This is a genomic window from Ramlibacter sp. (assembly GCF_035706265.1).
Classification (GTDB): Bacteria; Pseudomonadota; Gammaproteobacteria; order Burkholderiales; family Burkholderiaceae_C; genus Ramlibacter.
Genome location: NZ_DASSVG010000688.1, coordinates 1 through 2,402, shown reverse-complemented (window position 1 = coordinate 2,402; position 2,402 = coordinate 1). Strand labels below are relative to the sequence as shown.

2 protein-coding genes and 1 pseudogene are annotated in these 2,402 nt (G+C 68.8%); all 3 read right to left on the bottom strand.

The window, feature by feature from the left end:
- Nucleotides 1-768 (bottom strand): annotated as a pseudogene (locus tag VFM98_RS24730) (carbamoyl phosphate synthase large subunit); the annotation flags it as partial.
- Nucleotides 765-1,796, bottom strand: coding sequence for a glutamine-hydrolyzing carbamoyl-phosphate synthase small subunit (gene carA / locus VFM98_RS24725; protein ID WP_325112548.1), 1,032 nt, complete (start codon nt 1,794-1,796; stop codon nt 765-767). The gene carA and the pseudogene VFM98_RS24730, both read right to left, overlap by 4 nt.
- A 2-nt stretch (nt 1,797-1,798) precedes the next feature.
- Nucleotides 1,799-2,402 (bottom strand): hypothetical protein (locus tag VFM98_RS24720; protein ID WP_325112547.1); only part of this gene is annotated, 604 nt, incomplete at its 5' end.

Genomic DNA, 2,402 nt, shown 5'->3' with positions numbered 1-2,402 from the left:
GTACTCGTGGTTGGTGAGGGTCTGGCTGGGCGCCACCACCACGCTCTCGCCCGTATGGATGCCCATCGGGTCGAGGTTCTCCATGTTGCAGACCACGATGCAGTTGTCGAAGCGGTCGCGCACCACCTCGTACTCCAGCTCCTTCCAGCCGGCCAGGTACTCCTCGATGAGGACCTGCGGGCTGTGGGCGAGGCCTTTCGACACGCGCTCGCGCAGCTGCGCCTCGTCGGCGCACAGGCCCGAGCCCAGCCCGCCGAGCGCGTAGGCCACCCGCGCCATGACGGGATAGCCGATCTCCCGCGCAAAGCGGATGGCTTCCTCGAGGGTGCCCGCGGCGCGGCTGCGCGGCACCTCCACCCCGATCTCGGCCAGGCGCGCCGTGAACAGCGCCCGGTCTTCGGTGTCCTCGATCGTCTTGATGGGTGTCCCGAGTACTTCGACGTTGTATTTCTGAAGGATTTCCTCTTTGAAAAGCGACAAACCGCAATTCAATGCCGTCTGGCCACCAAAACTCAAGGCAATCGCGTCGGGGCGCTCGCGCTCGATCACCTGGGCGACGAACTGCGGCGTCACGGGCAGGAAGTAGACGCGGTCGGCGAGCTCGCCCGAGGTCTGGATGGTGGCGATGTTGGGGTTGACCAGCACCGTGGCGATGCCCTCCTCCTTCAGCGCCTTGATCGCCTGGCTGCCGGAGTAGTCGAACTCGCCGGCCTCGCCGATCTTCAGCGCGCCGCTGCCCAGGATCAGGACCTTGGAGATCTGCTTCACGGGATCATGCTCACGAACCGGTCGAACAGCGGCCCGCAGTCGACGGGGCCGGGCGCCGCCTCGGGATGGAACTGCACGCTGAGGAACGGCCTGGAGCGGTGGCGCATGCCCTCGTTCGAGCCGTCGTTGGCATTGGTGAACCACGCGTCCCAGCCGGCCGGCAGCGTGGCGGCATCCACGGCGAAGCCGTGGTTCTGCGAGGTGATGAAGCAGCGGCCGGTGCCTTCTTCCAGGCAAGGCTGGTTGTGGCCGCGGTGGCCGAACTTCAGCTTGTAGGTGCTGGCGCCGGCGGCGAGCGCCATGAGCTGGTGGCCCAGGCAGATGCCCATCACCGGCTTCGCGCCCTGCAGCGCGCGGCGGATGTTGCCGATCGCCGCGCCGCAGGCGGTCGGGTCGCCGGGGCCGTTCGAGATGAACAGCGCGTCGTAGTCCTCGGCGAGGAAGTCGTGGTCCCAGGGCACGCGCACCACCGTCACGCCGCGGCGATGCAGCTCCTTGGCGATGCTGCCCTTGGCGCCGCAATCGACCAGCATTACGGTCTTGCCGCCGCCGGGGTAGACGATGCGCGTGGTGCAGCTCGCCTCGGCCACCAGGTTGCGGCCGGGCTCCTCGAGGGCCGGCGCCGCCTCGTCGAGCACGATCCTGCCCGGCATGCAGCCGCGCACGCGCAGCCGCTTGGTGAGCGCGCGGGTGTCGATGCCCGACAGGCAGGGAATGCCCTGCTCGTCCAGCCATTGCGGCAGGCTCTTCTCGCCCATGGCGTGGCTGTATTCCTCGGCCAGCTCCGCGACCACCAGCGCCGCGGCCTGGATCCTCGGCGACTCGAAGGCGGGCGGCACGCCGTAGTTGCCGACCAGCGGATAGGTGAGGCAGAGGATCTGTCCGCGGTAGGACGGGTCGGTCAGCGACTCGGTGTAGCCCACCATGCCGGTGTTGAACACCACCTCGCCCGAGACCGGGCGCGCACGCCCGGAAAGACGCCCGCGGTAGCGCGTGCCGTCGTCGAGCACCAGCGTGGCGTATCGCATGCTCACCTCCGCGCCACCGCTTCTCGCCGCGGCCCGAGCACGCGCACCAGCTCCTCGTGGATCAGGCCGGCCCAGACCGCATGTCCCTTTGCGGTCAGGTGGTCGTTGTCCTGGTACCAGGCGCGCCGCTCCTCGGGCGTGGCCGCCGGCAGCCGGTCGAGAAGATAGATGGCGTCGACGCGCTGCGCCGCCAGCGCCCGCTGGACGCGCGCGTCGACCGGACGCTGGCCGAGCGCCTCCTGGCGCGTCGGCGAGATGAACACGAGGTGCCGGTAGCCGCGCGACTTGAGCAGCTCGTCCATCTCCTTGAGCTTCGCCGCGGCGCGCGTCACTCGCACCTCGGCAGGCTCGGCTTCGCGCTCGCGCCGGTTGATCTCCTGCGTGTCGGTGAAGTACTTGTGCCAGACGAACTCGGCCAGCTCCTCCAGGGCGAAGCGCGGCATGCGGTACTTGATCCACGGCTTGTTGCGGCCGTGCTGCAGGCCGCGGTAGAAGTCGTCCTCGATGAAAGTGGTGACGTAGACGCTCGCCGGCAGGAACTTGTCGAGCACCACCAGCCCGTAGACGTTCTCCACGCCCCAGTTCGGGATGCCGGCGTTGCCGCTG

Coding starts and splice junctions, on each gene's coding strand:
- carA (WP_325112548.1), bottom strand. CDS start 1,796: ATGCGATACGCCACGCTGGTGCTCGACGACGGCACGCGCTACCGCGGG.